Annotated in this window: 25 protein-coding genes and 3 pseudogenes; 15 read left to right on the forward strand and 13 right to left on the reverse strand. The window is 63.0% G+C overall.

The genetic code is table 11. From position 1 onward, the window contains the following. The first annotated feature begins 60 nt into the window (after positions 1–60). The 3 genes from H2O14_RS10020 (at position 61) to H2O14_RS10030 (ending at position 2,998) form a co-directional block, all read left to right on the forward strand. Positions 61–1,173 (forward strand): patatin-like phospholipase family protein, encoded by a 1,113-nt coding sequence (locus tag H2O14_RS10020; RefSeq protein WP_182827534.1) that lies wholly within the window; start codon positions 61–63, stop codon positions 1,171–1,173. A gap of 26 nt (positions 1,174–1,199) precedes the next feature. After that, positions 1,200–1,982 (forward strand): 3-hydroxybutyrate dehydrogenase, encoded by a 783-nt coding sequence (locus tag H2O14_RS10025; RefSeq protein ID WP_182827535.1) that lies wholly within the window; start codon positions 1,200–1,202, stop codon positions 1,980–1,982. Positions 1,983–2,119: 137 nt separating this feature from the next. Further along, positions 2,120–2,998 (forward strand): dienelactone hydrolase family protein, encoded by an 879-nt coding sequence (locus H2O14_RS10030; RefSeq protein ID WP_182827536.1) that lies wholly within the window; start codon positions 2,120–2,122, stop codon positions 2,996–2,998. Between the two features lie 5 nt (positions 2,999–3,003). Here H2O14_RS10030 and H2O14_RS10035 read toward each other — a convergent pair whose 3' ends face one another. After that, complete coding sequence (locus H2O14_RS10035; protein WP_182829327.1) at positions 3,004–3,240, reverse strand: sulfurtransferase TusA family protein; 237 nt, start codon at positions 3,238–3,240, stop codon at positions 3,004–3,006. A 125-nt stretch (positions 3,241–3,365) separates the two neighbouring features. Between H2O14_RS10035 and H2O14_RS10040 the strand changes: the two genes are divergently transcribed. Next, positions 3,366–3,530, forward strand: a complete 165-nt coding sequence (locus tag H2O14_RS10040) for a hypothetical protein (RefSeq protein WP_182827537.1) — start codon at positions 3,366–3,368, stop codon at positions 3,528–3,530. 232 nt (positions 3,531–3,762) lie between these two features. Here the strand turns inward: H2O14_RS10040 and H2O14_RS10045 are convergent, their stop codons facing one another. The 4 genes from H2O14_RS10045 to H2O14_RS10060 form a co-directional block, all read right to left on the reverse strand. After that, on the reverse strand, positions 3,763–4,752 hold the full coding sequence (locus tag H2O14_RS10045) for a murein L,D-transpeptidase family protein (RefSeq protein ID WP_182827538.1): 990 nt from the start codon (positions 4,750–4,752) through the stop codon (positions 3,763–3,765). Between the two features lie 188 nt (positions 4,753–4,940). Further along, the gene (locus H2O14_RS10050) at positions 4,941–5,888 is read right to left on the reverse strand and encodes an acetyl-CoA carboxylase carboxyltransferase subunit alpha (RefSeq protein ID WP_182827539.1); all 948 of its coding nucleotides are present in this window, start codon (positions 5,886–5,888) and stop codon (positions 4,941–4,943) included. Positions 5,889–5,940: 52 nt separating this feature from the next. Further along, complete coding sequence (locus H2O14_RS10055; protein WP_182827540.1) at positions 5,941–6,882, reverse strand: site-specific tyrosine recombinase XerD; 942 nt, start codon at positions 6,880–6,882, stop codon at positions 5,941–5,943. Positions 6,883–6,892: 10 nt separating this feature from the next. Further along, positions 6,893–7,042 (reverse strand): hypothetical protein, encoded by a 150-nt coding sequence (locus H2O14_RS10060; RefSeq protein ID WP_182827541.1) that lies wholly within the window; start codon positions 7,040–7,042, stop codon positions 6,893–6,895. A gap of 177 nt (positions 7,043–7,219) precedes the next feature. Between H2O14_RS10060 and H2O14_RS10065 the strand changes: the two genes are divergently transcribed. The 7 genes and pseudogenes from H2O14_RS10065 to H2O14_RS10095 all read left to right on the forward strand — a co-directional run bounded on the left by H2O14_RS10065 (position 7,220) and on the right by H2O14_RS10095 (position 15,558). Next, the gene (locus H2O14_RS10065) at positions 7,220–7,816 is read left to right on the forward strand and encodes a shikimate kinase (protein ID WP_182827542.1); all 597 of its coding nucleotides are present in this window, start codon (positions 7,220–7,222) and stop codon (positions 7,814–7,816) included. Then, on the forward strand, positions 7,813–8,931 hold the full coding sequence (gene aroB, locus H2O14_RS10070) for a 3-dehydroquinate synthase (protein WP_182827543.1): 1,119 nt from the start codon (positions 7,813–7,815) through the stop codon (positions 8,929–8,931). The genes H2O14_RS10065 and aroB overlap by 4 nt, the downstream gene beginning before the upstream one ends. A 162-nt stretch (positions 8,932–9,093) precedes the next feature. Beyond that, positions 9,094–9,801 (forward strand): annotated as a pseudogene (locus tag H2O14_RS10075) (transporter associated domain-containing protein); the annotation flags it as partial. A 54-nt stretch (positions 9,802–9,855) separates the two neighbouring features. Then, positions 9,856–11,469 (forward strand): glucose-6-phosphate isomerase, encoded by a 1,614-nt coding sequence (pgi, locus tag H2O14_RS10080; RefSeq protein WP_182827545.1) that lies wholly within the window; start codon positions 9,856–9,858, stop codon positions 11,467–11,469. 52 nt (positions 11,470–11,521) lie between these two features. Beyond that, positions 11,522–12,400 (forward strand): LysR family transcriptional regulator, encoded by an 879-nt coding sequence (locus H2O14_RS10085; protein ID WP_182827546.1) that lies wholly within the window; start codon positions 11,522–11,524, stop codon positions 12,398–12,400. A 148-nt stretch (positions 12,401–12,548) separates the two neighbouring features. Then, entirely contained in the window at positions 12,549–14,450 is a 1,902-nt protein-coding gene (locus H2O14_RS10090) for a CASTOR/POLLUX-related putative ion channel (RefSeq protein WP_312858586.1), read from the forward strand. Between the two features lie 109 nt (positions 14,451–14,559). After that, entirely contained in the window at positions 14,560–15,558 is a 999-nt protein-coding gene (locus tag H2O14_RS10095) for an adenosine kinase (RefSeq protein WP_182827547.1), read from the forward strand. Here the strand turns inward: H2O14_RS10095 and H2O14_RS10100 are convergent. Further along, complete coding sequence (locus H2O14_RS10100; protein ID WP_182827548.1) at positions 15,548–16,090, reverse strand: SH3 domain-containing protein; 543 nt, start codon at positions 16,088–16,090, stop codon at positions 15,548–15,550. The two genes, H2O14_RS10095 and H2O14_RS10100, sit on opposite strands and share 11 nt — an antisense overlap. Before the next feature lie 166 nt (positions 16,091–16,256). On the opposite strand from H2O14_RS10100, the gene H2O14_RS10105 reads away from it, so the two are divergent. Both H2O14_RS10105 and H2O14_RS10110 read left to right on the forward strand, forming a co-directional pair. Further along, the gene (locus H2O14_RS10105; RefSeq protein ID WP_182827549.1) at positions 16,257–17,261 is read left to right on the forward strand and encodes a D-glycerate dehydrogenase; all 1,005 of its coding nucleotides are present in this window, start codon (positions 16,257–16,259) and stop codon (positions 17,259–17,261) included. Between the two features lie 270 nt (positions 17,262–17,531). Next, positions 17,532–18,235 (forward strand): annotated as a pseudogene (locus H2O14_RS10110) (L,D-transpeptidase). 17 nt (positions 18,236–18,252) lie between these two features. Here H2O14_RS10110 and H2O14_RS10115 read toward each other — a convergent pair. Continuing rightward, positions 18,253–19,468, reverse strand: a pseudogene (locus tag H2O14_RS10115) (polyhydroxyalkanoate depolymerase). A gap of 114 nt (positions 19,469–19,582) precedes the next feature. Here H2O14_RS10115 and H2O14_RS10120 point away from each other — a divergent pair. Beyond that, entirely contained in the window at positions 19,583–20,236 is a 654-nt protein-coding gene (locus H2O14_RS10120) for a glutathione S-transferase (protein WP_182827550.1), read from the forward strand. A 33-nt stretch (positions 20,237–20,269) separates the two neighbouring features. On the opposite strand, the gene H2O14_RS10125 is transcribed toward H2O14_RS10120, so the two are convergent. Then, on the reverse strand, positions 20,270–21,196 hold the full coding sequence (locus tag H2O14_RS10125) for a carbohydrate kinase (RefSeq protein WP_182827551.1): 927 nt from the start codon (positions 21,194–21,196) through the stop codon (positions 20,270–20,272). A 114-nt stretch (positions 21,197–21,310) separates the two neighbouring features. Beyond that, on the reverse strand, positions 21,311–21,772 hold the full coding sequence (gene rirA / locus H2O14_RS10130; protein WP_182827552.1) for an iron-responsive transcriptional regulator RirA: 462 nt from the start codon (positions 21,770–21,772) through the stop codon (positions 21,311–21,313). A gap of 233 nt (positions 21,773–22,005) precedes the next feature. Between rirA and H2O14_RS10135 the strand changes: the two genes are divergently transcribed. Next, positions 22,006–22,995: a Fe(3+) ABC transporter substrate-binding protein gene (locus H2O14_RS10135; protein WP_246697572.1), complete on the forward strand. Its 990-nt coding sequence runs from the start codon at positions 22,006–22,008 to the stop codon at positions 22,993–22,995. A 93-nt stretch (positions 22,996–23,088) separates the two neighbouring features. Here H2O14_RS10135 and H2O14_RS10140 read toward each other — a convergent pair whose 3' ends face one another. From H2O14_RS10140 to H2O14_RS10155, 4 genes are all read right to left on the reverse strand, one after another. Beyond that, positions 23,089–24,585 carry a CoA-acylating methylmalonate-semialdehyde dehydrogenase gene (locus tag H2O14_RS10140; RefSeq protein ID WP_182827554.1) on the reverse strand — a complete coding sequence of 499 codons (1,497 nt, stop codon included), beginning with the start codon at positions 24,583–24,585 and terminating at the stop codon, positions 23,089–23,091. A 108-nt stretch (positions 24,586–24,693) separates the two neighbouring features. Further along, a complete protein-coding gene (locus H2O14_RS10145) occupies positions 24,694–25,215 on the reverse strand; it encodes a GNAT family N-acetyltransferase (RefSeq protein WP_182827555.1) in 522 nt (173 codons plus the stop codon). 9 nt (positions 25,216–25,224) lie between these two features. Continuing rightward, the gene (locus H2O14_RS10150; RefSeq protein ID WP_182827556.1) at positions 25,225–25,785 is read right to left on the reverse strand and encodes a helix-turn-helix domain-containing protein; all 561 of its coding nucleotides are present in this window, start codon (positions 25,783–25,785) and stop codon (positions 25,225–25,227) included. A 42-nt stretch (positions 25,786–25,827) separates the two neighbouring features. Continuing rightward, positions 25,828–26,307, reverse strand: a complete 480-nt coding sequence (locus H2O14_RS10155) for a hypothetical protein (protein WP_182827557.1) — start codon at positions 26,305–26,307, stop codon at positions 25,828–25,830. Positions 26,308–26,333: the final 26 nt, after the last annotated feature.

A 26,333-nucleotide genomic window follows, 5' to 3' on the forward strand; every position in this document is an offset into this window, starting at 1 on the left:
CATCGAATTTCCATATGCTCCAGGTAACGTCGCTGTCGTCGACGACTGGAAGGACCGAGCATGGAGAATGGACACGACAAGAAGATCCTGGTGCTGCAGGGCGGCGGCGCGCTCGGCGCGTATCAGGCGGGCGCCTATGAAGCGCTGCATGTCAGCGGCGTCAGGCCGGAATGGATCGCCGGCATTTCGATCGGGTCGATCAATTCCGCCATCATCACAGGCAGTCCGGTGGAGAAGCGCGTCGAGCATCTCAGGCAGTTCTGGGAAAAAGTCTCCTCCGGCCCGTCCGCCCTGCCCTTCATGCTCGACCAACCGGCGCGCAAATGGTTCAACGAATATTCAGCCGCGCTCAATGCGCTGACGGGCGTCAACGGCTTCTATCTGCCGCAGGCTTTTCTGCCTTTGCAATACCTGACCAAGCCCGAGGCGCGGATCAGTCTCTACGACACGACGCCGTTGATCGACACGCTCGATGAGCTCGTGGATTTCGACCTGATCAACCGCCGCAAGGTCCGGCTGTCGGTGGGGGCGGTCAATGTGGTCAACGGCAACTTCGCCTATTTCGACAATTTCCAGGACAGGATCACCGCCCGCCACATCGCCGCTTCCGGCGCGCTGCCGCCGGGATTTCCGCCCGTGGAGATCGACGGCAATTTCTATTGGGACGGCGGGCTGGTGTCCAACACGCCGCTGCAATGGGTGATGGACCAGCGCAAGACATCCGACGATCTCTGCATCTTCCAGGTCGACCTGTTTTCGGCGCGCGGCCGCATGCCGCAGGATATTTCCGACGTGCTGGCGCGCGAGAAGGAAATCCGCTTTTCGAGCCGCACGCGCATGAACACCAACGAGGCGGCCCGTAACGAGCGGATCGACAAGGCCATCCGCCGGCTGCTCAAGAAGCTGCCCGCCGACCTCGCCGACGACCCCGACGTCAAATTCCTGCGCCGCCAGGAGGATATGGGCGCGGTGACCGTCGTGCACCTGATCTACCGGCGCAAGGCCTATGAGACCCATTCCATGGACAACGAGTTCTCGCGGCTGACCATGGAGGAGCATTGGAAGGCGGGCTATGACGACGTCATGGAAACGCTGTCCTGCGAGAGCTGGAGACATCGTCAAATTCCCCAAGATGGCTTCGTCGCCATCGATCACTGGAAGAGCTGGGCGTAACGCGCCGCAAGCATGAGGAGAAAGCCATGACACTGAAGGACAAAGTCGCCATCGTCACCGGCGCCGCCAGCGGCCTCGGCTACGGCATCGCCAAGCGCTATGTCGAGGAAGGCGCGCGCGTCGCCATCGCCGATCTCAAGATTGACGCCGCCAACGCCGCCGCCGCGGAACTCACCAAACTGGGCCCCGGCGAAGCCATCGGCGTGGAGATGGACGTGACCAATGAGGACGCGGTCAATGCCGGCGTCGCCAAGGTCGCCGAGACCTGGGGCCGCGTCGACATCCTCGTCTCCAACGCCGGCATCCAGATCGTCCACAAGATCGAGGAGTTCCCCTTCGCCGACTGGAAGAAGATGCTCGCCATCCATCTCGACGGCGCCTTCCTCACCACCAAGGCCTGCATTCCGCTGATGCAGAAGCAGGGCGGCGGCGCGATCATCTATATGGGCTCGGTGCATTCCAAGGAGGCCTCGCCGCTGAAGGCCGCCTATGTGACAGCCAAGCACGGGCTGCTCGGCCTCGCCCGCTCGGTCGCCAAGGAAGGCGGCCCCTTCAAGATCCGCTCCAACGTCATCTGCCCGGGCTTCGTGCGCACGCCGCTGGTCGAGAAGCAGATCCCGGAACAGGCCAAGACGCTGGGCATTTCCGAGGAGGAGGTGGTCAAGAAGGTGATGCTGGGCCAGACGGTCGACGGCGAATTCACCACGATCGAGGACGTCGCCGAAGTCGCGCTGTTCTTCGCCGGCTTCGAGACCAATGCGCTGACCGGCCAGTCGGTCATCGTCAGCCATGGCTGGCATATCGAATAACCAGTTGAAACAAGCCGGGCGCCCGTCCGGTTCCATCACATTGTTTTGACGAGAGCGTCGGCATTCTTCGGCGCTTTCGCCTCGATTTTCGCGCCTTGTCCGGGTCATTGTCGCCTTCAGCCATGAAGGAGGCCGCCATGGACAAGCCGAAAATCACCCAGGCGATGATCGACGCCTATGACGAATACACCCATCTGACGCTCGACCGGCGCGATTTCATGCGCAAGCTGCAGCTGTTGGCGGGCTCCGCCGGCGCGGCCGCCGCCATTGCCCCGCTGATCGGAGCGAGCGCCGCACAGGCGGAAATCATCGCTCCCGACGACGACCGGCTGGAAACCGCCACGACCACCTATCGCGGCGCGCCCGGCGAAATCTCGGCCTATATCGCCGCGCCCAAGGACAGGCCGGGCAAACTGCCGACCGTGATCGTGATCCACGAAAATCGCGGTCTCAACGATCATATCAGGGATGTGACCCGGCGGATGGCGCTCGAAGGCTTCCTGGCGATCGCGCCCGACCTCCTGTCGCCGTCGGGCGGCACGCCCGCCAACGAGGATCAGGCGCGGGAGGACATTTCCAAGCTCGACCAGCCGATGACCACGTCAAACCTGATGGCGGCCATGGCGTTTCTGAAGACGCATCCGCGCTCCACCGGCGCGATCGGCGCTGTCGGCTTCTGCTGGGGCGGCAAGCAGGTCAATCTCCTCGCCGCCGCCGCGCCTGAACTCAAAGCCGCCGTCGCCTATTACGGCGCGCAGCAGCCGCCGGTCGAGGATGTGCCGAAAATCAAGGCGGCGCTTCTCTTGCATTACGCCGGCCTCGACGACCGCATCAACAAGGGCATCGACGCCTTTAAGCAGGCGCTGGACGCCGACAAGAAGGATTTTCAGATCTTCATCTATGACGGCGTCAACCACGCCTTCAACAACGACACGTCGGCGGCGCGCTACGACAAGAAGGCCGCCGATCTCGCCTGGTCGCGCACCGTCGAATTCCTGAAGCAGAAACTGGTCTGAGGCCGTCAGCCGCGGCGAATGAGGAAGACATGCCCTTGTTCGCCGCGCTCCTGGGCAATCAGCGTATGACCGTCCTCACGGCAGAAATGCGGAATGTCCAGCCCCGCCAAAGGATCGGTCGTCAGGACGCGCAGCAGCGCGCCGCTTGACAGCGAGGCCATCGCCTTTCGCGATTTCAACACCGGCAAAGGGCATTTCAGACCCTTGAGATCGAGCACGAGATCGGGCTCGCCCGGAAGCATCACCAGACTTTCCAGAACGGCTTTTTCTGCTCGGGCGCGGGGGCGGTCTGCAAGGGCGCCGTGGGCTGTTCCGCAGAGGCGAGCTGTCCGGCCGGCGTCGCAGGCTTGGGAGCGACGACGGGGACTTGGCCGTCGCCGCTCTGGCGGCTTTTTCAGCCGGCGCAGACGCTGTTGCGGCCTGCGGCATGGCGGCGGCGGGATCGGCGCTGGCCTGCTGTGTCGGCGCGCTTTGCGGCGGCTTGCGGCGGAAGAAGGACCAGACGGACGTGTCGTCCTGCGCAGCCGGCTGAGCGGCGGCCTGCATGACCGGCTTGATCGGATTGGGCTCGGGGATCGGCGCCTTGACGCGTCCCTGGGCCTTGGCCAGCCGTTCCTCTTCCTTGCGCTTGGCGTCCGCAGCCTTCTTGCGCGCTTCGAGTTCGGCGACCGAGATATACTCGACCTTCGGCGGCTCGTTGTTCTTGATCGCCTCGACCTTGGCGTAAGCCGCCGAATAGCTGGTGACGGTGTCCGAGGTCGGCGTCAGCTTGGCGGAGGGATCGACGAGCACATATTCGGCGTCGTTCGGAATGTTCTTCTTTTGCCCATCCGCCGCTCGAGGCGTTCCTGCGCCTTGCGATCGAATTCGGCCACGTCCTTCCAGTCGTTCGGACCCCACTTGGCCGAGGCCTTGGCGAATTCGGTCTGGTAGGTCTTGTCATAGGAGGCGTAGGCGCTCAGCAGCGCCTGCGGCGTGGAATCGGCCGGGCACTTGCCCGCGGCGCTGAAACGACCGCCGGTCTGGTTGAAGACATATTTCTTCTCGCAGACCTCGACTTCCGGGGGCCGCTTGGTGATCTCGAAATAGTCGTAGCCGGTCTTCAGGTTCTGCCAGAACGGAAAATGCTCTGACGAACGGTGCTTGGCCATGTTGTCGGCCGTCATGCGGAAGGGGAAAGCCTGGATCTGAAACGCCTTCTGCCCGCCGCGGAAGGAGTCGCGCGCGAAAGCGTAGATCTGTAACACGGCGGCGTCCGACATCGAATAGCAGCCAGACGACGAGCAGGCGCCGTGCACCATCAGATTGCTTCCAGAGCGTCCATAGGCGCGATCATATTTGTTGGGATAGCCGATGTTGAACGACAGGTAATAGCTGGAATTCGGGTTCATCTGGCCGGGCGCGACGGTATAGAAGCCCTCCGGCGCCTGGCGGTCGCCTTCCTTCTTCTTCGGCCCCAGCTGGCCCGACCAGGCGCAGATCGGATAGCTGGCCACGAGCTGGTAGCGGTTGTTCACATCCGCCTTCCAGATCTCCATCACCTCTTCTTCCTTGAAGATGCGCATCATGATCGGGGAGGAGGTGGAAATGTTCAGCTTGCGGAGCTTCTGCTGCATCTTGGCCGGCAGAGGATGTTCGACGCGATTGTTGACCGCGACGATTTCGAGCGTGTCCTGGGTGCAACCAGCCAACGCTCCGAGAGCGAGAACCATCGCCAAACCCATGCCGATACGCTTTGCAACCATGTCCGCCATCACATAAAGGGCCCCTGAGCAGGCCGGGAATCACGTCAGCTACGCCTTATAGAGCAGAAACCGTTAACGGAATATTCACATCCCGTTAATCATATCAAAGCCCTAGCTCTGATACGGGCGCGCTTTCGGCGACGCGGCAAGAGAGCGGCGCGAATATGGCCGAGTTTTGGCGACGAAGCGCGAAAAGCTTACAGATTACGTCCCATTTCGAGAAATTTCTGCCGGCGCTCGGCGCGCAGATCATTTTTCTGCGCCAGTTCCGTCAGAGCCGAAGCGATCACGTCGCCGGTGGCGGCGATGACGCGCTCCGGATCGCGATGGGCGCCGCCTACCGGCTCCGGGATGATTCCATCGATGACGCCGAGCGCTTTCAGGTCCTCGGCGGTGATCTTCATGTTGGAGGCGGCTTCCTTGGCGCGGGCGGAATCGCGCCAGAGAATGGAGGCCGCGCCTTCCGGCGAGATCACCGAATAGATCGCATGTTCGAGCATGTAGACGCGATTGCCGGTGGCGATGGCGATGGCGCCGCCCGAGCCGCCTTCTCCGATCACAACCGAGACGATCGGCACGCGCGCGTTCAGGCATGTTTCGGTGGAGCGGGCGATGGCTTCGGCCTGGCCGCGCTCTTCCGCGCCGACGCCGGGATAGGCGCCCGCGGTGTCGACCAGCGTCACGATCGGCATATTGAACCGGTCGGCGAGCTCCATGATGCGGATCGCCTTGCGATAGCCTTCGGGTCGCGCCGAGCCGAAATTGTGTTTGAGGCGCGATTTGGTGTCGCTGCCTTTTTCCTGGCCGATCAGCGCCACCGGCTGGCCGCGGAAGCGTGCGAAGCCGGCCTGGATGGCGTCGTCATTGGCGAATTTGCGGTCGCCGGCCAGCGGCGTGAATTCGGTGAACAGCGCCTTCTGATATTCGACGAAATGCGGCCGCTGCGGATGGCGCGCAACCTGGGTCTTCTGCCACGGCGTCAGCTTGGAATAGATGTCGGCCATGGCGTCGCGGGCGCGGGCTTCCAGCCGTCCGATCTCTTCCGACGTGTCGATGCTCTCGTTCTCGGTCGCGATATTCTTGAGTTCGAGAATCTTGCCTTCGAGATCGGAGATCGGTTTTTCGAAATCGAGATAATTGTACATCAGCTTCCGTTCCGGCTTTCCAGTTCAGCGTCTGGCCGTGGGTTTTGCGGGTCTAATCCCTGTTTTTGGCCTGTTTGGCAAGAGGGTGATGCGTTTCCACCAGTTCCCTGAGCTTTTCATCCAATACATGGGTATAGATTTGTGTCGTGGAAATGTCGGAATGTCCCAACAGTTCCTGAACCACGCGGAGATCCGCGCCATGGGCGAGCAGATGGCTGGCGAAGGCGTGGCGGATCACATGCGGCGACAGTCTGTCGACCGAGATGCCGGCGCGGGCGCCGAGCGCCTTGAGATCGCGCGCGAAGACCTGGCGGGCGAGATGACCCGAAGCGCTGTCGGCGGGAAACAGGAAGTCGAACTCGCGGTCGCCATGGATGCGCCGGAGCTCCTCTCCGAAGGCCGCCAGCGCCGCGATCGCCGCCCGGGTCAGCGGAACCAGCCGATCCTTGTTTCCTTTGCCCTTGATGATCAGGAAGCGCTCTTCCTCGGCCAGCACGCGGGCCGGCAGCGAGACGAGTTCGCTGACGCGCATGCCGGTGGCGTAGCAGAGTTCGACGAGCGCGAGCAGCCTGAGACGGTCGAGCCTGCCCGGCCCTTCCGCCTTCGCCTCTTCGGCGGCCAGCGCCAAGAGCTTGTTGACCTCGTTCTCGCTCAGCGTCTTGGGAAGGGCGCGACCTTTCTTTGGAGCGTCGAGAATGCCGGTCGGGTCGTCGCCGCGCAGATTTTCGGCATAGAGGAACTTATAGAACTGACGGATGGCCGACAGCCGGCGCGCCTGTGAGGAGGCCTTGTAGCCCTCCTGGGTCATATGGGAGAGAAAGGCCTTCAGATCGTCCGAACTCGCCGTCAACAAAGTGGCGCCGCGCGTTTTCAGGAAAGCGCGGACTTCGTCGAGGTCCTTCTCATAGGAGACGAGCGTGTTGTGCGCCGCGCCGCGCTCGGCGCTCATCATCTCCAGAAAGGCTTCCGCATGCGCCGCGGAAAGATCGTTCATGACTTTTCCCTCATGGCGCGGGATTGGTGCGGGCGGCCGGGATTTCGATCACCGCCGGCCGTTCGCGCGGCTCCACCAGATAAGCGAGCGAAAACAGGATGGCGTAGACGAACCCGATGAGAATGGCGCACCAATAAAGAAATCTGAAAAGGGTGGGCATGGGCCTCGACATCCGGCGGACTTGCAGACAGACCGCGAAACTAGTTCCCCAACTCTTTACAGAGTCCTTCGAAATTGAGCAAATCCCGGAGGTCCTTCCCGCCGCCGCTTGACGCAAGCGCGAGTTTTTCCGATAGGAACCAAAGATGATGACGGCCGCGGCCGGGGAAAGGGTCAGATGGACGTGTTCAGCCACGCCGGCGACGACAGCGCCGAACGCGCACGCCGGGCGCTCGGCAAGCGCAATCTCGTTCTCGTCGGGCTGATGGGGGCGGGAAAATCGGCGATCGGCAAGATCGTCGCCCATGAACTCGCCATCCCCTTCGTCGATTCCGACCATGAGATCGAGCGCGTTTCGCGCATGACCATCTCCGAACTTTTCGCAGCCTATGGCGAACCGGAATTCCGCAAGCTCGAAAGCCGGGTGATCCGGCGGCTGCTCCGCACCGGCCCGCGCGTGCTGTCGACCGGCGGCGGCGCCTTCATGACGGCGGAGACTCGCGACGCCATTCGCCACAACGGGTTGTCGCTCTGGCTCGACGCCGATCTCGAAACGCTGTGGGAGCGGGTGAGCAAGCGCGACACCCGGCCGCTGCTGCGCACCGAAAATCCCAAGAAGACGCTCGAAGACCTGATGATCGCCCGTTACCCGACCTATGCCGAGGCGCATCTGAAGGTAAAATCGCGCGACGTAAAGAAAGAACAGGTGGCGGACGAGGTGATCGCGGCGATCGCCGGAACCCTTCCTGAGCCCGAGAATGGAAAAGACCCATGAGCATTGAGGCCGCCCGCACCGTCCATGTCGATCTCGGCGACCGCGCCTACGACATTCTGATCGGGCCCGGCCTGATCGCCAAGGCGGGGGACGCCATCGCCAGCCGCCTCAAGGGCAAGCGCATGGCGGTGATCACCGACGAGCATGTCGGCGCGATCTATCTCGGCCCCCTGACCGAGAGCCTCGCGGCTCAGGGCATCACAGTGCATCCGCTGACCCTGCCCGCCGGCGAGAAGACCAAGAGCTATGAACATCTGATGGCGGTGACCGATCACGTGCTCGACGCCAAGATCGAACGCAACGACGCGGTGATCGCGCTGGGCGGCGGCGTGATCGGCGATCTCACCGGCTTTGCGGCCGGCATCGTGCGCCGCGGAACCCGCTTCATCCAGATCCCGACCTCGCTGCTGGCTCAGGTCGATTCCTCCGTCGGCGGCAAGACCGGCATCAATGCCCGCCAGGGCAAGAACCTCATCGGCGTCTTCCACCAGCCCGATCTCGTGCTGGCCGACAGCGACACGCTGACGACGCTCTCGCCGCGGGAATTCCGCGCCGGCTATGCCGAAGTCGCCAAATACGGCCTGATCGACAAGCCCGATTTCTTCGAATGGCTGGAGAACAACTGGCGCGACGTCTTTGCCGGCGGCGACGCCCGCATCCAGGCCATCGCCGTGTCCTGCCAGGCCAAGGCGGATGTCGTGGCCGCGGACGAGCGGGAAAACGGCCTGCGCGCGCTGCTCAATCTCGGCCACACGTTCGGCCATGCGCTGGAAGCCGCCACCGCTTACGATTCCGCCCGGCTGGTGCATGGCGAAGGCGTGTCGATCGGCATGGTGCTCGCCCATCAGTTCTCGGCGCGCATGAATCTGGCGAGCCCCGATCTCGCGACCCGCGTCGAAGCGCATCTCAGGGCGGTCGGCCTGCCGACGCGCATGGACGAAATCCCCGGCGAACTGCCGCCGGCGGAAGCGCTGCTGGAGGCCATCACCCAGGATAAGAAGGTCAAGGGCGGCAAGCTCACCTTCATCCTGACCCGGGGCCTGGGCGAAAGCTTCGTCGCCGACGACGTGCCGGCCTCCGAAGTCCTGTCGTTTCTCCGGGAAAAGCGAGGCTGAGCCATGCGCGAGACCGGCCTCTGGCGACGTCTCTGGCTGTCCCTGATCGGGCGGCCCGACCCTGTCACAGAGGCCGAACGCCATGACGACAGCGCTCCCGCGCCGCAGAATGGGCGCAACGGCGCGCAAAACGGCCGCGAGAAACCGCAGGGCTGGGCCGAACTCGACGAACGCGAAATCGCCGACATCCTCATCCACCGCACCCGGATGAAGGCGCTCAACGCCGACGATCCGCCCGAGGTCAATATAAGGGCGATCCTCGACAGCCCCTTCACCCGCATGCCGGTGTGGCGCGGCTCGATCGACAACATCATCGGCGTCTTGCATTCCAAAGACCTGCTCAGGGCGCTCGCCGAACCCGGCGCGACCGCCGAGACGCTCGACATCGTCAAGATCGCCGACAAGCCGTGGTTCGTGCCCGAAACCACCAGCCTGCGCGACCAGCTCGGCGCTTTCCTCAAGCGCAACACGCATTTCGCCATCGTCGTCGACGAATATGGCGACATGCAGGGCATGGTCACCATGCAGGACATTCTCGAAGACGTGCTCGGCGACATGACCGACGATCGCGACATCGGCCTACAAGGCGTCCGCAAGGAGGCCGACGGCTCCATCGTCGTCGACGGCGCCGTCACCGTCCGCGATCTCAACCGCGCCATGGGCTGGAGCCTGCCCGACAGCGAGGCCACCACCATCGCCGGCCTCGTCATCCACGAGTCCCGCTCCATTCCTGACGAACGTCAGGCCTTCACCTTTCACGGCAAGCGCTTTATCGTGATGAAGCGGTTGAAGAACCGCGTCACCCGCCTGCGCATCCGTCCCGCCGAGGCAGTTGCGACCGCCAAGACCAAGCGCGCGACGCAGCCTTGATACAATCGATTGAAATGGCTAGTTTCCGGCCAGCATGAACACCGGGAGAAGACCGTGCACACTATCCTCGCCAAGTTGAAGGAAGCCGCCCAAGCCACGAAGGCCACCGATATCCGCGCCGCCTTCGCCGCCGATTCCGGTCGATTCGACGCCTATCACGCCTGGTTCGAAGATCTGCTGATGGATTATTCGAAGACGGCGGTGAACACCGAGATCATGGCGCTGCTCACCGAACTCGCCGCCGCCGCCGATGTCGCCGGCAAGCGCGAGGCGATGTTCAAGGGCGAGATCATCAACTTCACCGAAGGACGCGCCGTTCTCCACACCGCGCTGCGCAACCGCTCCAACGCGCCCGTGCTCGTCGACGGCCGGGATGTGATGGGCGACGTCAACGCGGTCATCGCCGCAATGGGCAAATTCGCCGAAGGCGTCCGCTCCGGCGCCATCACCGGCGCCACCGGCAAGAAGATCACCGATGTCGTCAATATCGGCATCGGCGGCTCCGACCTCGGCCCGGTGATGACGACGCTGGCGCTCGCGCCCTATCACGACGGCCCGCGCCTGCATTACGTCTCCAATATCGACGCGGCCCATATCGCCGACACGCTCAAGCTTCTCGATCCCGAGACCTCGCTGTTCATCGTGGCGTCCAAGACCTTCACCACCATCGAGACGATGACGAATGCGCAGACGGCGCGCGCCTTCATCGCCAAGGCGCTCGGCGAAGGCGCGGTGCAGCACCATTTCGCCGCCGTCTCGACCGCGCTCGACAAGGTCGCCGCCTTCGGCATCGATCCCAGCCGCGTGTTCGGCTTCTGGGATTGGGTCGGCGGCCGCTATTCGATCTGGTCGGCCATCGGCCTGCCGCTGATGATCGCCATCAGCGAGAAGGCCTTCGGCGAATTCCTCGACGGCGCGCATGCGATGGACAACCACTTCCGCTCGGCGCCGCTCAACAGAAATATCCCGATGCTTCTCGGCCTTATCGGCTATTATCAGCGCAACGCGCTGGGCTACACGTCGCGCGCCGTCATTCCCTATGACCAGCGCCTCAGCCGCTTTCCGGCCTATCTGCAGCAGCTCGACATGGAATCCAACGGCAAGGGCGTGACCATGGACGGCAGCCCGGTTGACGGCTCCTCCGGCCCCGTCGTCTGGGGCGAGCCGGGCACAAACGGCCAGCACGCTTTCTTCCAGCTCCTGCATCAGGGCACCGACACGATCCCGGTCGAATTCATGATAGCCAAGACCGGCTTCGAGCCGGAGCTGCGCTATCAGCACGAACTTCTGATGTCGAATTGCTTGGCGCAATCGCAGGCGCTGCTGAAGGGCCGTACGCTGGAGGAAGCCAAGGCGCAGCTTTCCGGCATGGGCTGGGATCAGGCCAAGATCGACCATATCGCGCCGCATCGCGTCTTCACCGGCAACCGCCCGTCGATCACCTTCGTCTATGACCGTCTGACGCCGTTCGCGCTCGGCCGCCTGATCGCGCTCTACGAGCATCGCGTCTTCGTCGAAGGCGTTCTGTTCGGCATCAACTCTTTCGACCAATGGGGCGTCGAACTCGGTAAGGAACTCGCGACCGGCCTTCTGCCCGTGGTGCAGGGCAAGAAGGGAACGGACGGACTCGATTCTTCGACCGCCGGCCTCGTCGCCGCTCTGTCCTGATTTTGAACCCGCGCGGGGGCCTATCGCTCCCGCGCTTCTCCGGTGAGCGCCGATGAATTGGGACGACATCCGCATCTTCCTCGCCGTCGCCCGAACCGGCCAGATTCTCGCCGCCTCACGGCGCCTCGGCCTCAATCACGCCACGCTGTCGCGGCGACTGACATCGCTGGAAGAGGCGCTGGAGACCCGGCTGTTCATCCGCCGCACCAATGGCTGTGAACTCACCGCCGAAGGCGAGACTTTCCTTCTGTCCGCCGAACGGATGGAAAACGAAATGCTGGAGGCGCAGGCCCGGCTCGGCCGCACCGACGCGGCAATCGCCGGCACGGTGCGCATCGGCGCGCCGGATGGGTTCGGCGTGTCCTTTCTCGCCCCGCGCATGGGCCGGCTGATCGAGCGGCATCCGGAACTGCGTATTCAGTTGGTGCCGGTGCCGCGCTCCTTTTCGCTCTCCAGCCGCGAGGCCGATATCGCGGTCACGCTCGAGCGACCGGAACAGGGCCGGCTCGTCTCCTCCAAGCTCACCGACTACACGCTGGGTCTCTACGCATCGCGCGGCTATATCGAGCGCTTCGGCATGCCCGTCGACGGCGAGGACCTCAAGTCGCACCGACGCATCGGCTATGTCGAGGACCTGATCTTCTCGCAATCGCTGAACTTCACCGGCGAAGTGATGCGCAACTGGTCGGCGGGCTTCGAGATCTCCTCGGCGATCGGCCAGACCGAGGCCGTCAGGGCCGGCGCAGGCGTCTGCATCCTTCATAATTACATCGCCCGCCAGCATGGAGATCTCGTTCGGGTGCTGCCTGACGTTTCAATCACCCGCAGCTACTGGACGATCTTTCATGAAAGCGTCCGCGATCTCGCCCGTGTCCGTATCGTCGCGGACTTTCTGCATGAGATCGTGCGCGAGGAAAAAGGCGCCTGGTGAGGGTCATTCGGCGGTCGGCAGGCCATTAGCCGACGAATAAACCACGCCTGTTAACCGTCATTTTTGGGTATGGTTTCAAAGTCTTGCGCTTTCGTCGGCGATAGTGCTGTAACGCCGGCGAAAGCCGCAGCGGTTCTCGGGGGCACGCGTGAAAAACAACGTCAAATTTACCAGCAAACTTCGCTATTGGTTCGACCAGACCATGGCGGCCGGCACAGGCGCGCTGATCGGCTGGCTCGGCATCATCTCACTGGTCATCATCATGGTGTTCGGCGCGATCATCTCGCTGACCGGCCTCACCCAGGCGGACGGCGAGGCGCTGACTTTCGCCGAGGCCATGTGGGAGTCGCTGATGCGCACGCTGGACGCCGGCACGATGGGCGGCGACACCGGCTGGGTGTTCCGTTTCGTGATGCTGCTTGTCACGCTGGCCGGCATCTTCGTCGTCTCGACCCTCATCGGTATTTTGTCTTCCGGCATCGAAAGCAAGCTGGACGAGCTGCGCAAGGGCCGCTCGCAGGTGCTGGAAGAAGAGCACACGATCATCCTCAACTGGTCGCCGTCGATCTTCGACGTGATCTCCGAACTCGTTATCGCCAATGAGAGCCGCCGCAATCCGCGCATCGTCATCATGGCCGATCGCGACAAGGTGGAGATGGAAGACGAAATCTCCGCCAAGATCGACGACCTCAAGAACACCAAGGTGATCTGCCGCTCGGGCGATCCCACCGATCTCACCGATCTCGCGATCGTCAACCCCAATGCATCGCGCTCGATCGTCATCCTGTCTCCGGATGCCGCCGATCCCGATTCCAGCGTCATCAAGACCATTCTCGCCATCACGCAAAATCCGCATCGCCGCACCGAGAAATACCGGGTCGCGGCTGAGATCCGCGACATCGACAATGCCGAACTCGGCGCGATCGTCGGCGGAGACGAAACGCAACTGGTGCTGGCCGACGACCTGATCTCGCGCATCGTCGTTCACTCCAGCCGTCAGCCTGGCCTCAGCGCCGTCTACACCGAACTGCTCGATTTCGACGGATCGGAAATCTATACGATCGACGCCGAACCGCTCGCCGGCCGCTTCTATGGCCAGGGTTGCCTGGCGTTCGAGACGTCGACCCTGATTGGTCTCGTCACCGCCGACGGCAAGGTCGAGCTCAATCCGGCGAAAGACCGCAAGATCCTCCCGGACGAACGCCTGATCGTCATCGCCGAAGACGACGACGCCATCGAAGTCAAAGGCCTGCAGGGCGGCATCGACACGTCGATGTTCAACGCCGCCCGAACCGATGCGATCAAGCCCGAGCGCACGCTGCTTCTCGGTTGGAATCGCCGCGCGCCGTTGATCGCCACGGAACTGTCGCGCTTCGTGGCGCCCGGCTCGGTGCTGACGATCGTCGCCGATACGCCTGATCTCGCCGGCAAGACCGCGGGCATTCGTCTCGCTTCCGACAATCTCACCCTCGACATTCGCCACGCCAATTCGTCCTCACGGGCTGTAATCCGCGCCCTCGATCCGCTGTCCTACGATCACATTCTGGTGCTCGGCTACAACGAGGATCTCGATCCGCAGCCGGCCGACACGCGCACGCTGGTCACGCTGCTGCATCTGCGCCAGATCGCCGAGGAAGCCGGTCGCCGCTCCAGCGTCGTCTCCGAAATGATCGACGTGCGCAACCGCGAACTGGCCGAAGTCTCCAAGGCCGACGACTTCGTGGTCAGCAACAAGCTGGTCAGCTTGATGCTCGCGCAGGCGGCCGAGAACGAGTTCATGGCGCGCATTTTCGGCAGCCTGCTCGATGAAGAGGGCGCGGAACTCTATCTCCGCCCGGCGTCCAATTACGTGCAACCAGGCGCGACGGTGGATTTCTACCAGTTGACGCTGGCCGGCCTGATGCGCGGCGAGACCGTGATCGGCTATCGCCAGCGCGGCGTTGCCGCTGACGATCGCCGCCTTGGCGGCGTCAAGATCAATCCAGTCAAGACCCAGAAGGTGACGTTCTCCGAGGGCGATCAGGTGGTCGTGCTGGCCACCAACGGCTGACAGAGTGACATTTTTGCGGAGGGCGGCGTTTCTCGCCGCCTTCCGCCCTTTTCCGGACATCGGAAATAAGCCATAGCTTGCATGAAAAAGAACCCTGCAAGGCTTGGCAATGACAGCTTTCGATGTGCTCACGATCGGCAATGCGATCGTCGACATTCTCTCCCGCTGCGAAGAAGATTTTCTCGTCGACAACGAGATCGCCAAAGGCGCGATGAATCTCATCGACGCCGAACGATCGGCGCTGCTCTATTCGCGCATGGGGCCGGCGATCGAAGCCTCGGGAGGCAGCGCCGGCGGCAACACCGCGTCGGGCGTCGCGAGCTTCGGCGGCAAGGCGGCCTATTTTGGCAAGACCTCGAAAGACAAGCTCGGCGAGATCTTCGCTCACGACATGAAGGCGCAGGGCGTGCATTTCGCCACCCCGCCGCTCGGCGGCACGCCGCCCACCGCGAGCTCGATGATCTTCATCACCCCCGACGGCGAACGCTCGATGAACACCTATCTCGGCGCCTGCGTCGAACTGGGCGTCGAGGACGTCGAGCCGGAGGTGGTCGCCAAGTCCAAGGTCACCTATTTCGAAGGCTATCTCTGGGATCCGCCGCGCGCCAAGCAGGCGATCCGCGAATGCGCCCGCATCGCCCATGATAACGGCCGCGAAGTGTCGATGACGATGTCGGACAGTTTCTGCGTCGATCGCTGGCGCGACGAATTCCTCGACCTCATGCGCTCGAAGACCGTCGACATCGTCTTCGCCAATCGCGCCGAACTGCTGGCGCTCTACCAGACCTCGGATTTCGACGGCGCGCTCGACATGATCGCTCGGGATTGCGACCTCGCCGCGGTGACGCTGAGCGAAGAAGGCTCGATCATCGTCGCCAAGGGCGAGCGCATTCCGGTTGAGCCGCTGAAGGTGGACACGGTGGTGGATACGACCGGCGCGGGCGATCTCTATGCAGCGGGGTTCCTGTTCGGCTACACCAACGGTTTCGGCCTGCCGGATTGCGGTCGCCTGGGCAGCCTCGCCGCGGGCCTGGTGATCCAGCATATCGGACCGCGCGTGCAAAGCTCTCTGCGCCAGGCCGCGCTGGACGCCGGCTTTATTTTGTAAAGGCTTCGCCCGGATAGGCGCCCCAGATTTCGGCCTGGCTCACCCAGCCCTCGACGCCCTGGGCCTCGCCGTGGCACCATTGACCATTGCATTCGTCGATCTTGATGACCACGCCCGGCTGCAGCCGGGCGACGACGCCGGCGCTCTCACGCGAATCGCCGCGCATGTTGACGAACACATCAGCGCCCTTGTTGCGCATCCAGGGGGCCGCGAGCGCGCTGCGGTCGCCCGACAGCAGAGAATGAAACACCCAACCTTCGGCGCCCTCGGCGTCGCGAATGCGCCGCCAATTGTCATATTCCTGGATCACCTCCACCGGCAGGCCCGACTTGGTGTAGAGCCAGGAGACCGCATAGTCCTGCCCCGGCCCGACGCGCAGATTGACCTTCCTGGCCTTGAGCGACACGAAACGCGGCAATGGCAGGCCGGTCGACCCCTTGGCCGCCTGGGCGAACGCCTCCATCGGCGCCGCAAGACCGGCGGAGAGAGCGAGCAGGGCGACGATGAAAACTGCTGATTTGCGCTTTGTCATATGGACACTCCGGCCAGACCACTTGCCGGGGAAGAACAGGGCCGGACGCCGCCCTCGCAGAAGGAAGCGATTGTTTTCACAGGCGGGTCTGATTAAGACTATGCTTACCGCCGGGAGCATCGCCCAACTTGGTTAACGGGCCGTCAACAGGATCGCGGAAGCTCGCATGTCGAACAAGAAAAAGCCTCTGGTCTACATTACCCGCAAGCTGCCCGATCCGGTGGAAACCCGGATGCGCGAATTGTTCGAGGCCGAGCTCAATATCGACGACAAGCCGCGATCGCGGGCGGAGCTCGTCGCCGCCATGGAACGGGTGGATGTCCTTGTCCCCACCGTCACCGACCGAATCGACGCGGAGCTGATCGAGGCCGCCGGGCCGCAGCTCAAGCTGATCGCCAGCTTTTCCAACGGCATCGACCATATCGATGTCGAGGCCGCCGCCCGCAAGGGCATCACCGTCACCAACACGCCGAATGTGCTGACCGAGGACACCGCCGACATGGCGATGGCGCTGATCCTCTCCGTGCCGCGCCGGCTCGCCGAAGGCGCGCGCGTGCTGACCGACCGCAAAGGCGACTGGGAAGGCTGGTCGCCCACCTGGATGCTCGGGCACCGGATCTGGGGCAAGCGGCTGGGCATCATCGGCATGGGCCGCATCGGCACGGCGGTGGCGCGGCGCGCCAAGGCCTTCGGCCTCGCCATTCATTACCACAATCGCCACCGGGTCAGCCCGCAGACAGAGGCGTCGCTCGAAGCCACCTATTGGGACAGTCTCGACCAGATGCTGGCTCGCGTCGACATCGTCTCGGTCAATTGTCCCTCGACGCCCGCGACCTATCACCTGATGTCGGCGCGACGGCTGGCGCTGATGCAGCCGACCAGCTATCTGGTCAACACCGCCCGCGGCGGCGTGGTGGACGAGACGGCGCTGATCAAATGCATCCGCGAGGGCAAGATCGCCGGCGCCGGCCTCGACGTGTTCGAGAACGAGCCTGTCGTCAATCCGAAGCTCCTGAAGCTCGCCCATGAGAACAAGGTGGTGCTGCTGCCGCATATGAGCTCGGCGACCATCGAAGGCCGCATCGACATGGGCGAGAAGGTGATCATCAACATCCGCACCTATTTCGACGGCCACCGCCCGCCCGACCGCGTGCTGCCGCGCCGCGCCTGAGCGAGCCCCGGTCGGCGCCGCATCGAAATGGCGCGACCTGTTCTGGCGATGGAGCGGCGAGAGCTCGGAGACGTCGGCCAGCGACTCGTCGATCCCGATCATGGCTCGTCGCGATGATCGCTGTCGCGATGATCGCTGTCGCGATGATGTAACAGCCCGACGCGGAACAGACTCAATGCCGCAAATGTGATGGCCGTCGCCGGGACGCCGGCGAAAGCGGGGCGCTAGACAGGAGACGTTCTTCCTCCCCGGAAATTGAATCGAGTCGTTATGTCTACAAATATCGTCACTACACGCCGCAGCATGCTGTTCGGCATGGCCTCGGCCACGGCCGTCCTGGCCGGCTGCGCCACCGAGCGTTCGCGGATCGCCAATCCCCCGCGCCGCAGCCGGTCACGCGTCCGGTCACCACTCCCTCCGACGCCGAACTGGCGGTGATGTACGGACCGGTGTCCGACGGCGGCTTCCTGATCCCGGCCATCCCCTACCAGCAGATGGACCCGAAATTCTATCGCCAGCGTGTCGTCGACCCCACCGGCGAAGCGCCTGGCACGGTGGTTGTCGATACGCCCAAACGCTTCCTCTATGTCGTCGAACCCGGCGGCACCGCCATGCGCTACGGCGTCGGCATCGGCCGCGAGGGTTTCGCCTGGCAGGGCGAAGGCGTCATCCATTGGCGCCAGGCATGGCCACGCTGGAAGCCGCCGCGGGAAATGGTGGCGCGCCAGCCGGAGCTCGAGCGATATTCCATTGAGAACGGCGGCATGGAGCCGGGTCTCAAGAACCCGCTCGGCGCCCGTGCGCTGTACATCTTCCAGAACGGGCAGGACACGCTCTACCGCCTGCATGGCAATCCCGAATGGCGCTCGATCGGCAAGGCCGTATCGTCGGGCTGCGTGCGGCTGATCAATCAGGACGTCATCGATCTCTACGAGCGCGTTCCCTATCACGCCCGCATCGTGGTGTGGCAGTAACGCGGCTTGCGGCAAGCCTATTCCATCATCAGGATATGGTTGCGGACGACGGGATAGATCTCGTTGTCCCAGCGCCGGCCGTTGAAGACGCCGTAATGGCCGACATTGGCCTGCAGGTGATGGCGCTTGAGATGCGGACGAAGCGACGCACAGAGATCATGCGCCGCCGCCGTCTGGCCGAGCGCGCAGATGTCGTCGCGGCCGCCTTCGACCGTCAACAACGCCGTGCGGCGAATCTTGCCGGGATCGACTTTGCGGCCGCGATACTGGAACTGGCCGGTCGCCAGTTCGGCGCGGTGGAAAATGCGGTCGATGGTTTCGATGTAGAATTCCTCGGTCAGATCCAGCACTGCGAAATATTCGTCGTAAAACGTCTTGATCTTCTCGGCCGCCTCGATCTCGCCGGCGGCGAGGTGGTCGTATAGTTTCTGATGCGCCGTCTTGTGGCGGTCCATGTTCATCGCCATGAAGGCGGTCAATTGCAGAAAACCGGGATAGACCCGCCGCCCTCCCCCGCCATAGCGGTAGGGCACGGGCGAGATCACCGACTGTTCGAACCAGGCCAGCGACTTCGACACGGCGAATTCATTGACCTCGGTCGGGCTTTCGCGCGGATCGATCGGTCCCGCCATAAGCGTCATCGAGCGCGGCGTGGCGGGATTGTTGTCCTCCGACATCACCGCCACCGCCGCCAGCCCCTGCACGCAGGGCTGACAAACCGCGAGGATATGGCCGCCCGGCCCGATCTCCTCGAGAAAGCGGATCACATAGGCGATGTAATCCTCCACCCCGAAGGAGCCGGCGTTGATCGGCACGTCGCGGGCGTTCTTCCAGTCGGTGATGTAGACGTCGTGATCGCGCAGCAGCGTTTCCACCGTGCCGCGCAGCAGGGTGGAGAAGTGGCCGGACAGCGGCGCGATCACCAGCACCTTCGGCTGCGGCATGTCGATGTCCTTGCGGAAATGCAGGAGATCGCCGAAAGGCAGGCTGAGAGCGACCTCCTCGGTCACCGAAAGCCTCCGCATTTCCGGCCGGCACGCGGCGGATGTCGAAGGGCGGCCGGGTGTGGCTGAGTTCGTAGCGCGACACCATTTCCAGCGCCGCCAGCCAGTGCCGGCCGAGCGCATGATCGCGGATGGGGAAATTGGCGGAGAGCCAGTCCATCCATCCCCGCGCCATCGTCCTCAGCGGCGCGACCATGTCGTCCTGGAACTGGTAGGCCTGATAGAGCATCGCCACACCTCTGCTTCGGCTGCGAAAGCCATTGTGCATTGCAAAAAACTAGTGCATTTTTACGGGCAAGACCAGCAAATACTGCGTGCAGACTTGCACGGGCGGGAGGCCGTGATGAGCGAAACGACTCTGACGATATCCTCTAAGAATTATTCCTCCTGGTCCATGCGCGGCTGGCTTCTCTGCCGCATGGCGGGCCTGGAGTTTCAGGAGCGGCCCGTCGACATCGACGAGAGCGCGCGGCGCGAATTGCTGCTGCTGTCGCCGTCCGTGCTCGTGCCGCGGCTCAACCACAATACGGTCAGCGTCTGGGATACGCTGGCGATCGGCGAATATCTCGCCGAAATCAAGCCGAAGGCGGGGCTGCTGCCCAAGGATGTCGCCGCCCGCGCCCATTGCCGCGCCGTCTCCGGCGAAATGCATTCCGGCTTTCACAATCTTCGCTCGGCGCTGCCGATGAACATCAAGGCCCGTCACGAGCGTTTCAAGGTGTTCGCCGGCGCGCGCCCCGATATCGAGCGGATAAAGGCGATCTGGACGGAGTGTCTCGCCGCCTATGGCGGCCCCTGGCTGTTCGGCGACAAGCCGACCATGGCCGACGCCATGTATGCGCCGGTCTGTTCGCGCTTTCTCACATACGCTGTGGATCTCGAAGCGCCGCTCGCCGCCTATCGCGACCGGGTGATGGACTGGCCGCTGGTCAAGGAATGGATCGAGGGCGCCCGGGCGGAAGCCGACGAGATCATCGAACTCGAAGTCGAGTTTTGACACGCCACGAGGGCGTCTCGGACTTCTTACCGGTCAGAGACCGATTTCATGCGACCAGGGCGGATTGGCGCCGGCGCGCGACACGGTCACCGCCGCCGTCTTGGCGCCCAGCGCCAGCGCGTTGCGCACCGCCTGCTCCGAAAGATTGGCGACCGCCGCCTTGGTCAGCAAGCCGTCGCGCTTGAGCGAGGCGAGAACGCCCGCGTCGAACGTGTCGCCTGCGCCGATCGTGTCGACTACGGTGACTTTCTCGCTGGGAACTTCGACCTTCAGCGTGCTGGTGTAACCGACAGCGCCGTCGGCGCCCTTAGTGATCACCACCAGCTTGGCGCCCATGGCGATCCATTCCTTGGCGAGCATGTCGTGGTCGCCGGGCATGCCGAACCAGTCGAGATCCTCGTCCGAAAATTTCAGGATGTCGGATTTGGCCGCCATGCGCAGGATGCGCGCCATATGGTGCTGCTTGTCGTTGATGAAGCCGGGGCGGATGTTCGGGTCGAGCGAGATCACGCGGGAATCGGCCTCCCGCATCAACAAAGCCTCATAGGTCGCGCCGCAGGGATCGGGGATCAGGCTGATCGCGCCGAAATGCAGCGCCTCGCAATCCTCACCCAGCGTCGGCAGATCGTCGACCGACAACATGCGCCCGGCGGTGTTCTCGTCATAGAAGGCGTAAGTGGCCGAACCGTTGACCAGCTTGACGAAGGCGACCGTGGTCGGTCGGTCCGACAGCGCGCAGAGGCTGAAATCCACTTTCGACGCCGTCAGCGTTTCGCGCAGCACGTCGCCCAGCATGTCGTTGGAGAGGCCGGTGAAGAAGGCGGTCTCGATGCCCAGCCGCCCGAGCGCGATCGCCGTGTTGAAAATGGCCCCGCCCGCATAGGGCGCATAGGCGTTTTCTCCGAGCGTCGACTGCCTCGGCAGCATGTCGATCAGGGCTTCTCCGCAGCACAGGATCATCTCTCGTCCCTCCCAAGGTCGCGCTAACAATTCAAACGATTTAGAGGACTGCGCAAAAAAATCCAGATCCTTCGGACCTGGATTCTGGCATTTGCTCATCAACTGGGTATTTGCTCAGGCCGCGGCGTTGGCGGGCGGCATTTCTTCCAGACCGAGCAGGAAGTTGATCTGCGGCCGCGCCTTGACGAGGTCGTCGATCGTGTATTCCGACAAAACGTCGAAGAAGGCGTTGAGCGCGCGACGCAGCGCCGAATTCAGCCCGCAGCTGTCGATCAACGGACAATCGGCGGCGCCGTCGTCGAAGCATTCCGCCATGGAAAAATTCTCTTCTGTCACGCGGACGACGTCGAGCAGCGTGATCTTGTCTGCGGCGCGCCCAAGGCGAACGCCGCCATTACGGCCCCGCAAGGTCTCGACCAATCCGGCCTTATGCAGAGGCTGCAGGATCTTGAAGAGAAACAGTTCGGAGACGTTGTAGGCCCGCGCTATTTCCGGGATGCGGCTCAGATTGGGGTCGTTGGCGGCGCAGTACATCATGATGCGCACCGCGTAATTGGTCTGCTTGGTCAGCCGCATGCGAAGGCTCCCTGGCTGGTTTCTTGCCCTCTATATAGACCCTCCCGTAGTTTGGAACAATTCCAAAAACGTGAAAATCACAATCATGTTATAGGCTTTTCGCCGCATTGACAGTCTCATTTCGCACTTTTAAGCAGGCCTCCAATAAATTAAACGAAAATAGTCAACTTTAGGAGCGCAACATGGGCGGAAACGTGAAACTGGCCGGAGTCCTGACGGGCCTCTCCATCGTGATGAGCGCCGGCGCGGCGTATGCCGATGGCGAAGTCAACATCTATTCCTATCGTCAGCCCGAACTGATCCAGCCGCTGCTCGACGCTTTCACCAAGGAAACCGGCATCGCCACCAATGTGCTTTTCCTCGACAAGGGCCTGGTCGAGCGCATCCAGGCCGAAGGCGAAAACTCGCCGGCCGACGTCATCCTCACCGTCGACATCGCTCGCCTGACCGAAGCCAAGGAAGGCGGCGTAACCCAAGCGGTGGTCGACGAGACGATCAACAAGGATATTCCCGTCAAGTATCGCGACGCCGACAATCAATGGTTCGGCCTCACCACCCGCGGCCGCGTCGTCTATGCCTCCAAGGATCGCGTCGCTCAGAACGACATCACCTATGAGGAGCTCGCCGATCCCAAGTGGAAAGGCAAGATCTGCATTCGCGACGGCCAGCACTCCTATAATATCGGCCTGTTCGCCTCGATGATCGCCCATCACGGCGCCGAGTTCACCGAGACCTGGCTGACCGGCCTCAAGAACAATCTCGCACGCAAGCCCAACGGCTCGGATCGCAGCCAGGCCAAGTCGATAGCCGCCGGCGAATGCGACGTCGCGCTCGGCAACACCTATTATGTCGGCGTCATGATGACCAACGACAAGGAGCCGGAACAGAAGGAATGGGTGAAGGCGATGAAGGTCCTCTTCCCCAACGCCAATGACCGCGGCACGCATGTCAACATCTCCGGCATGGCCTTGGCCAAATATGCGCCGAACAAGGACAACGCCATCAAGCTGATGGAATTCCTGTCGTCCAAGCCCGCCCAGGAAATCTATGCCGAGCAGGTGTTCGAATATCCGGTGCTGCCGGGCGCCGAGCCGTCGGCCGTGGTCAAGAGCTTCGGGACCATCAAGCCCGACCAGATGCCGCTGACCGACGTCGCCAAATACCGCAAGCAGGCGTCCGAACTGGTCGACAAGGTCGGCTTCAACGACGGCCCGTCGCAGTAAGCCTCTCTCGGTTCTTCAGAATACCAGCTTGAATGAAAAAGGCCCGCCGGAAGCGCTTCCGGCGGGCCTTTTGATTTTCTACGATAATCGCGCTTACTTCATCGTCGGCATGACGAATTCGGCACCGTCCTTGATGCCCGACGGCCAGCGGCTGGTCACCGTCTTGGTGCGGGTCCAGAACTTGATCGAATCGGTGCCATGCTGGTTGAGGTCGCCGAAAGACGACGACTTCCAGCCGCCGAAGGAGTGGTAGGCGAGCGGAACCGGGATCGGCACGTTGACACCGACCATGCCGATATTGATGCGGGATGCGAAATCGCGGGCGGCGTCGCCGTCGCGCGTGTAGATCGCGACGCCATTGCCGTATTCATGCTTCATCGGCAGGTCGAGCGCTTCTTCATAGGTCTTGGCGCGCACGACAGACAGCACCGGTCCGAAGATTTCGGTCTTGTAGATGTCCATGTCGGGCGTGACATGGTCAAACAGGCAGCCGCCGACGAAATAGCCGTTTTCATAGCCCTGCAGCTTGAAATCGCGGCCGTCGACGACGAGCTTGGCGCCGGCTTCGACGCCGCTGTCGATCAGGCCGAGAATGCGATCGCGCGCCTCCTTGGTGACGACGGGACCCATATCGGCCTTGTTATCGGTGTAGGGACCGATGCGGAGCGATTCCACCATCGGCGTCAGCTTTTCGATCAGGCGGTTGGCGGTGTCTTCGCCGACCGGCACAGCCACCGAAATCGCCATGCAGCGCTCGCCGGCCGAGCCGTAGCCCGCGCCCATCAGCGCCTGCGCCGCCTGGTCGAGATCGGCGTCCGGCATGATGATCATGTGGTTCTTGGCGCCGCCGAAGCACTGGGCGCGCTTGCCGTTCATCGCCGCCGTGCCATAGACATAACGGGCGATCGGGGTCGAGCCGACAAACGAGATCGCGCCAATATCGGGATGGGTCAGCAGGCCATCGACGGCCGACTTGTCGCCGTTGACGACGTTCAGGATGCCGGCCGGCAGGCCGGCTTCGATCATCAGTTCGGCGAGGCGGATCGGCACGGACGGGTCGCGCTCGGACGGCTTGAGGATGAAGGCGTTGCCGCAGGCGATGGCCGGCGCGAACATCCACATCGGGATCATGGCCGGGAAGTTGAACGGCGTGATGCCGGCGCCGACGCCGACGGCCTGGCGGATCGAATACATGTCGATATTCGGGCCAGCGCCTTCGGTGAATTCGCTCTTGGACAGATGCGGAATGCCGATGACGAATTCGCAGACTTCGAGGCCGCGGACGATGTCGCCCTTGGCGTCTTCGATCGTCTTGCCATGCTCGGAAGAGAGCAGAGCGGCGAGCTCATCCATGTTGTCGTTGAGCAGCTGCACGAATTTCATGAAGACGCGGGCGCGGCGCTGCGGATTGGTGGCGGCCCATTTGGGCTGCGCGGCCTTGGCGTTCTCGACGGCGGCGTTCAGTTCTTCGGCGCTGGCGAGCGAGACTTCAGCCTGGATTTCGCCGGTGGCGGGGTTGAAGACGCCTTGCTTGCGGCCCGAAGTTCCGGCGACCTGCTTGCCGCCGATGAAATGTCCGATCTGACGCATGGATGTTCCTCCGTAAATTATTTGTCTGGCGGGCATCATGCGCTATAATTTCAACAAAACAAGAAGAGGAACTGCGCATCCATTGTGCGCATTTTATAGTCCCAGATGTCAGGCAAGCTGCTTGTACATATACGTGCAGGCGTCATAGACATCCGCGAAAGGATCGCGGCTATAGCCGGGAATGATCCCTGCGACCTCGAAACCCGAGGCGCGATAGAGCGGTTCGCCCTTGTCGCCGGAGCGAGTGTCGAGCGTCAGCAGCGTGAGCCCCTTGTCGCGCGCGACCTGCTCCACCGCCGCCATCAGCGCCTTGCCGATGCCGCGGCGCTGGTAGGCGGGATGCACCAGCATCTTCTTGACGTCGGCGCGATGGGCCTGGTTGGGCGGCGTGTCGGCGTCGAGTTGCACCGAACCGACCACGCGGCCGCCCTCCATCCAGCCGAGCACGGTCAGCAAGCCGTCGTCCATCCGCGCCAGCACCTTCTTGCGCCAGAAGCGTTCGGCGTCCTCGATCGCATAGGGCATCACGAAATTGACGCTCGCGCCATCCATCACGCAGGCATGCAGGAGGTCGGACAACTCATTGATGCGAACCTCGATATCGGCGGCGGAAAGAGGGACAATGCTCATGTGAAAACCTCAGACGATAAACAGGAGATAATGCGCGCCCTCGACATCGTCGGCGCGGAAGCTGGAGGGGCCCGATATCTTGTAGCGCAGGCAATCGCCCGGTCGGAGATCATAGGCGCGGCCTTCGATCGTCAGTGTCAATGCGCCCGCCATGATGATCAGGTGATGTTCGAGGCCGGGGCGCGGCGGCAGCTGATAATCGATCCGGGCGGCTGGCCTCAGCCGGCATTCCACCACTTCTCCCGACAGGCTCGCGGCCGGCGGCGAGACCGAACGGCGTTCGAAGCCGAGGCTGGCGTCGGTCCAGACCGGTTGGTTCTCGGGCCGGACCAAAGGCGTGAACGCGTCCTCCACCATGCGCATCAGCCGCGACATCGGCATGCCATAGGCGCCGCAGAGACGGCCGAGCACATTGGCGGTCGGGCTGACCTCGGCCTTTTCGAGGCGGGACAGCGTGGCGCGACTGACCCCGCTTCTTTCCGCAAGGTCGTCGAGCGACCAGCCGCGCTCGGCGCGCAGCGCTTTCAATCGTTGGGCAAGTTGGGCGTCGAGGGGATCAATTTCTTCCATAAACGAGAAATAATCTCATTTATGAGAAATCGTCAAGCCTGATCACATCACGAGATGGGCGAGCCTGTCGGCATAGGCTTTGGCCGCCTCGTCATTGGCAAAGCCGACGAACAGCATGGCGTAGCGGTTTTCCTTGGGCTCGCCGCGCCTGCGGCTGGTCATGTCGATCTGGAAAGTGGGATGGGCGAAATTCTCGCTCAGCGCCTTCATCGGCGGCACGCCGCGGGCGATGGGCGCGCGGCCGTTCCAGGCGAGAAACTCGCCATTGGCCATGAAGGCGTCGAAGGCTGCGAAAAAGGCGTCGCGGTCGGAGGCGAACTTGCCTTTGTAAGCGTCGTCGCCGATCTGGAAGCGCTCGTCGCGCATGGTCGGCTTGACCGTGACCTTGCTGAAGATGGGCTGGCGGTTGAGCGCGATGCCGCATTCCATGGCGAACTTCACCAGGGCGGGCGACCCCGAGCGATAGTCTCCGACCGTCTCGGCGATCGTCCGAACCAGTCCCGCCTGCGGTGCGAAGGCCATGCGTCTTCCCCTTTTTCGATGGGCAA

It is taken from the genome of Rhizobium sp. G21 (genome assembly GCF_014158035.1).
GTDB lineage: Bacteria > Pseudomonadota > Alphaproteobacteria > Rhizobiales > Rhizobiaceae > Rhizobium_E.